This window comes from Tsuneonella troitsensis, assembly GCF_001441535.1.
In the GTDB taxonomy this organism is placed as follows: domain Bacteria; phylum Pseudomonadota; class Alphaproteobacteria; order Sphingomonadales; family Sphingomonadaceae; genus Tsuneonella; species Tsuneonella troitsensis.
In genome coordinates, this window is sequence record NZ_LMAU01000009.1 from 1 (window position 1) to 5,330 (window position 5,330).

A 5,330-nucleotide genomic window follows, 5' to 3' on the forward strand; every position below is an offset into this window, starting at 1 on the left:
AGACGGCGGACGGTGCCCTCGCGGCCCGACAGCACCGCAAGCACTTCGGGCGCGTTGGAAAGGTCGAGCCTTACCACGACGCTCGCATCGGGCTGGCGGATGAGGAACGCGCGGCTGTGGGCCGGCAGCGAGCGGATCAGGGCAAGCTCGTGGCTGGTCAGTCCGAAACCGTCGCAATAGTCCTCCGCCCGTGCGCGGGCGTTGGGCATGAAGATCATCGTCGCCGTCTGCTCGACCAGCGCGGTGGCGATGCGGCTATCCAGCGCATCGCGCGCCGACTGGGTGGCAAAGCCGACCAGCGCGTTGCGCTTACGCAAGGTCTTGAGCCAGTCGCGAATGCGGGCCGCGAACACCTCGTCGTCGAGCGCCTTCCACCCCTCGTCGATCAGGATCATCGTCGGCTTGCCGTCGAGCCGTTCCTCGATCCGGTGGAACAGGTACATCATCGTCGGCGTGCGCAAGCGCGGATTCTCGAGCAGCGCGGTCATGTCGAATCCGAGCACGCGCGCACCCAGATCGAGCCTGTCCTCGGCGTTGTCGAACAGCCACGAATGCTCGCCGCCCGCGATCCAGGCGGAGAGCCGGTCGGCCAGGTCACCCGGTTGCGGCCGCTTGGCGCCCGACAGCAGTTCGCGGAAATGCTTCAACCTGCGCAATCCGGCATCGTTGGCATAAGCGGCATCGACCGCTCCGGCGATCGTCGCCAGTTCCTCTGGTCCATCGGCCTTCAGCAGCACCGCCAGCCAGTCGCGCAGGAAGGCGCGGTTGCCGGGCGTGTCGGGAAGAGCGAGCGGATTGAATCCGGTGGGTTCGCCGCTGGCGATCCGGTCGTAGCGCCCGCCGATGCCCCGAATGAAGAGTTCTGCACCGCGATCCTTGTCGAAAAGGATCGTCCTAGGGCTGAATTTCTGCGCCTGCGCGGCGACGAAATTCATCACTACCGTCTTGCCGGAGCCCGAGGGACCAATGACCGTGAAGTTGCCGAGGTCGCCGTTGTGGAAGTTGAAGAAGAACGGGGTCTGGCTGGTCGTCTGCAGCAGCGTGACCGCATCGCCCCAGTGGTTCCCCTCGGCCTGGCCGAGCGCCATGCCGTGCAAGGACCCGAAGCTCGCCATGTTGGCGCTCGAGATCATCGCGCGGCGGGCGATATAGCCCTCGTTTCCGGGAAACTGGCCCCAGAACGCCGGCTCGAGGTTGGTATCCTCCCGAACCACGATGGCGCCCGTATCGGCCAGCGCCGCGGCGCAGGCGGCGGTCGCCTCGTCCAGAAGCGGCAAGGTCCGTTCGCGCACGAGGACCGTGAGGTGGTGGTCGCCGAAACCGACAGCTCCATTGCCCAGCGCGTCGCGGGCGGCGAGCATGTCGTGCCGCTCGGCCATCGCCTCCTCGTCGGCGCTCTTCAAGCGGCGGATCGCCAGGTCCATCCGCTCGCGCGCCGTCGTGCGTTCGGACGGAGCATAGCTTTCGGACACAACCATCTCAAACGGCTGGCGCAGCAGCGCGTCGAGCAGGCCAGGGCTGGTCGCCTCGGGGTAGTCCTTGAGGCTGAGGATCGCGGCAAAGTCCGGTTCGCCGCTGCCGCGCAGCTCCATCGCGTCGAGGCCGAAGCTCGCCCGGCGATAGGGCAGCATCTGGCCGATGTCGGTCTCGTCGGCCGGACGGCGCACCGGGCGCATCTCGCCGTTGTAGAGCGCGCTCAGCAGTTCGAGAATCTCGTTGTTGAGGGCGCCGCTCGGGCCCTCGTAATCGTCGAGCATCGTCGCGCCATAAGCCTGCAGCGAGGCGACGAGCCCGGTGGCCGCCGCCCTTAAGGCGCGCACGTCCTTGGGATCGGCGTCGACTTCCCGCTGCCCCTTCCTGCTCCACATCTTCGCCGCCTTTTCGGCGAGGCCCGCCTTGCCGCGCGCCGGTCGCCGAACGAGCGTGACGAACTGATCGTTGACGAACAGCGAACCACTGCCCAGCCGCTCTTTCCAGCGGCGGTCGATGTGCGCGCTGAGGGGATCGGGAAACTCCGCGTCGAGCTCGATCTGCACCCGGCGGCGAATGACGTGGTGATACAGCACGAACCGCGCATCGAGCGTCGAGCGCAGCATCACCTCACGCGTCGCGGCATGGTGGTTGAGCGCGTCCGAATCCTCGGTCTCGAACAGCAGTCCGGGGACCTGCAGAGCGGTCATCACGCTACCGTCGCGCAAAAGCACGGTATTGCCGTCGATGAGGCGGGCGTAGGGCAGGCGGTCGCCAGCGCGGGCTTCCTTCGCGCTCCAGGCGGCGGCGCCGATCCATTTCTTCATTCGCCGAATCCTTCCATCAGGCGGCGTAACTGTTGCAGCCCCAGCGCTTCCAGTTGGGTACACGGGGACACTTGCTGACCTTGGTGAGCCAAAGGTCGAAAATGCGGGGTTCGCGCAGGCAGGCGAAATAGCCGATCGCATGGAGGATGATCCTGACTGAGTTCATTCCGCTCCCCTGACCGCTCGCGTGAACGAGCAGAGGATACTACGAAACGACGTCTCGTCACCTAACGAACATCTAACACCGAAAACGACAGGCCTGGCTCGCATGCGGCATACTAAAGGTTCGCAGAGACTGAAAGCGCGGCGGCCAGGTTCTGAACTCCGAACTGCAACGCGTCACTGCGCACTCCGCACACGCCAGCACCTCAGCGCTCTTCAGTTGGATCCGCTTGTGCCTGCACATCGTCTGCCTCGGGAAGGAAAACGGGAGCGAGAAGAAAGCCAAATATTGCACCCCCGAGATGGGCCTCCCACGCCACGACCGCTACCTTCCCCCAAAAGAACGCCAGCAAACCGAGCAGCACAAAGAGTGCAGCATGGTTCAGGGTAAAAAAGCCGGCCAGCTGCCAGGTGCGCGAAGAAACGATCGGAGTGGAATCCCCTGTTACCGGGTGTACGCGAGCGAGCGCGGCTACCAATCCGAAAATGGCCCCGGAGGCACCCAGCATGGACTGGGTTGTTCCCGCGTTGAGCGCCAGAAACGCGAGGGCTCCGCTGACCCCGCTCCCAACGAAAATATAGAGGAAGCGAAGTCCTGCAATGGGAAGTGCTCCCAGGCGCGAGTGTAACAGACCACCCACCAGAAGGAGCACTGTGCAATTGAGGACGAGGTGCACCAATCCTCCGTGGGCGACCATGTGCAAAAGCAGCACGGCAAAAGCCCCCTGCTCCAGCACCGGCCAGGAAATCGCCCAGAACGTCATGGTCCCGCGCACGTTCAAGACGACCCAAGCGATGCATATAAGCCCCGAGATCAAGGCTGGAACCCAGTAATCGCGGGTTGTCGTGCTCCATTCCCGGGTAAACAGGCTATCGCCCAGCAACAATCGAGCCAGCTTTCGAAACAAAGTCAGTTACCCACCTGAGCCAACTCCATATCAGGGTCGGTACTGGAGTCGGGGCGGCAGCCCGCCCCGTCAAACGAAAAAGGGGACGCCTCGCGGCGCCCCCTTCTCATTCAGAGCACTTCTTGGCTTAGCTCAGGCGGTCCGCAACCGGAGGCGCGGGGTAGTCGCAGCCTTACGGCGGCGCATGGAGGCGCCAATCGCACCAAAGCCGAACAGGAGCAGAGCCCAGGTCGCCGGCTCAGGCACCGCGCTCATGCCCGTGTTGAAGAAAGTCGCGTGCGAATAGCCGGGTTGCTGGAAATAGTCAGTGAGGTTGAGAGTCGCAGAAGTGATCGCAGCCCCACCATCATCGGTGAACAAGGCGAAATTGCTTCCCTGCTTCACCGAGAAGTAGTGGAGCGCAGGATCACCTTCTCCCGGGGTGTAGGTAAACGAGAAAATGTTACCTTCCTCGGTCCAGTTTATTTCGAACTCTTCGCCAGTAATGGTCGGATAGTCGTTAGAAATCTCGAAACCATCTTCGGCGCTGTAGTTGATCTTGTAGACTGCAGGGGTGCCCCCTTCGACTTCACCCTGTTGCGTTCCGCCCGGGTAAGCGTAGCAATTCGAGAACCCTCCCTGACCGCTACAATCGGTCCCGGGATAAACACCCACCAGGGTGACGGCCGCTGAAGCCGGAGCACTACCGAAGGCTAAGGCCGCAGCCAGCGGCAAAGCTGCAAGTTGGTAACGACGCATAGCACAATTCCTCACACAGACGCGCTGACATGAAGTCAGCAAGCGATAACAATGGAGCGATCCGATGGCTGGCTCCTGCGCGAAATTCGAGTCGCCGGGCCTTCTCTTTGATTTGGTTAGCAACCGTTAACTAATGAGTCGAGTCCGAACATCGCGATGAACCGAGACAAATGAGCGCTGTCCCGAATTGAAACGGTCTGGCATGACCCGTCCTCCGGGATCCTTCATATTCTTTGAGATCGGCGCCGGATTGCCGCATGGTCCTTCCGCCGGACAGCCAGTGTTCGGCTTGACCGAGAGCCGTTAGCTTGACCCAGAGGATTCCAACACTCGTGACCGGGGGCGCCGGTTACATCGGCAGTCACGCGGTGCTGGCCCTGCGGGATGCAGGATATCCGGTCGCGGTGATCGACAACCTGGCGACGGGATTCCGTTTCGCCGTGCCTGACGACGTTCCTTTCTTTCACGGCGACATCGAGGACGCGGAACTGCTTGCGCGGATATTCAAGTCGCAAGGCACGCGCGCGGTCATGCACTTCGCCGGTTCGGTCGTCGTGCCGGAATCGGTGGCGAAGCCGCTGAGCTATTATCACAACAACACCTCAAAGAGCCGCGCCCTGATCGAGGCGACGGTGGAGGCAGGCGTGCCCCACTTCATCTTCTCGAGCACGGCCGCAACCTATGGCGTGCCCGGTATCGAACGCGTTCCGGAAGACTGTCCTCAGGTGCCGATCAACCCCTATGGCTGGTCCAAGCTGATGACCGAGCGGATGCTCGCCGATACGGCAGCGGCGCACGCGATGAACTATTGCGCGCTGCGCTATTTCAACGTCGCCGGAGCCGATCCGCTGGGTCGCAGCGGACAGTCGACCGCTGGGGCGACGCATCTGATCAAGGTCGCGGTCGAGGCCGCGCTCGGCAAGCGAGACGGCGTGGCGGTGTTCGGCACCGATTACGAAACACCCGACGGCACGGGCGTGCGCGACTACATCCATGTGTCGGACCTTGCCGCAGCCCACGTTCACGCGCTCGAGGCGCTGGTCGCGCAGCCGTCCCATTCTCTACAGATGAATTGCGGATACGGGCGGGGCTTCTCGGTGCTGGAGGTTCTCGATGCGGTCGACCGGGTGAGCGGCGGCAATATCTCGCGCGTGATCGAGCCGCGCCGCGCCGGCGATCCCGGTTGCCTCGTCGCGGACAACGCCAGGATATTGAATGCCCTGCC

At 63.2% G+C, this 5,330-nt stretch carries 4 protein-coding genes and 1 pseudogene; 1 reads left to right on the forward strand and 4 read right to left on the reverse strand.

Translation table 11 applies throughout. The features are described from left to right. The 4 genes and pseudogenes from AR323_RS14235 to AR323_RS15230 form a co-directional block, all read right to left on the reverse strand. On the reverse strand, nt 1–2,297 hold a 2,297-nt coding region (locus AR323_RS14235), incomplete at its 3' end, for a VirB4 family type IV secretion/conjugal transfer ATPase (protein WP_057884479.1). Nucleotides 2,298–2,313: 16 nt separating this feature from the next. Beyond that, a pseudogene (locus AR323_RS14240) lies at nt 2,314–2,454 on the reverse strand (VirB3 family type IV secretion system protein); the annotation flags it as partial. Between the two features lie 211 nt (nt 2,455–2,665). Beyond that, nucleotides 2,666–3,343, reverse strand: a complete 678-nt coding sequence (locus AR323_RS14245; protein ID WP_152980375.1) for a rhomboid family intramembrane serine protease — start codon at nt 3,341–3,343, stop codon at nt 2,666–2,668. A gap of 156 nt (nt 3,344–3,499) precedes the next feature. After that, nucleotides 3,500–4,105 (reverse strand): PEPxxWA-CTERM sorting domain-containing protein, encoded by a 606-nt coding sequence (locus AR323_RS15230; protein WP_083495480.1) that lies wholly within the window; start codon nt 4,103–4,105, stop codon nt 3,500–3,502. Nucleotides 4,106–4,413: 308 nt separating this feature from the next. Between AR323_RS15230 and galE the strand changes: the two genes are divergently transcribed. Beyond that, nucleotides 4,414–5,330 (forward strand): UDP-glucose 4-epimerase GalE (gene galE, locus AR323_RS14255; RefSeq protein WP_057884663.1); only part of this gene is annotated, 917 nt, incomplete at its 3' end.

Excerpts from the sequence above, each read along its gene's own strand:
- AR323_RS15230 (WP_083495480.1), bottom strand. The coding sequence starts at position 4,105 with ATGCGTCGTTACCAACTTGCAGCTTTGCCGCTGGCTGCGGCCTTAGCC.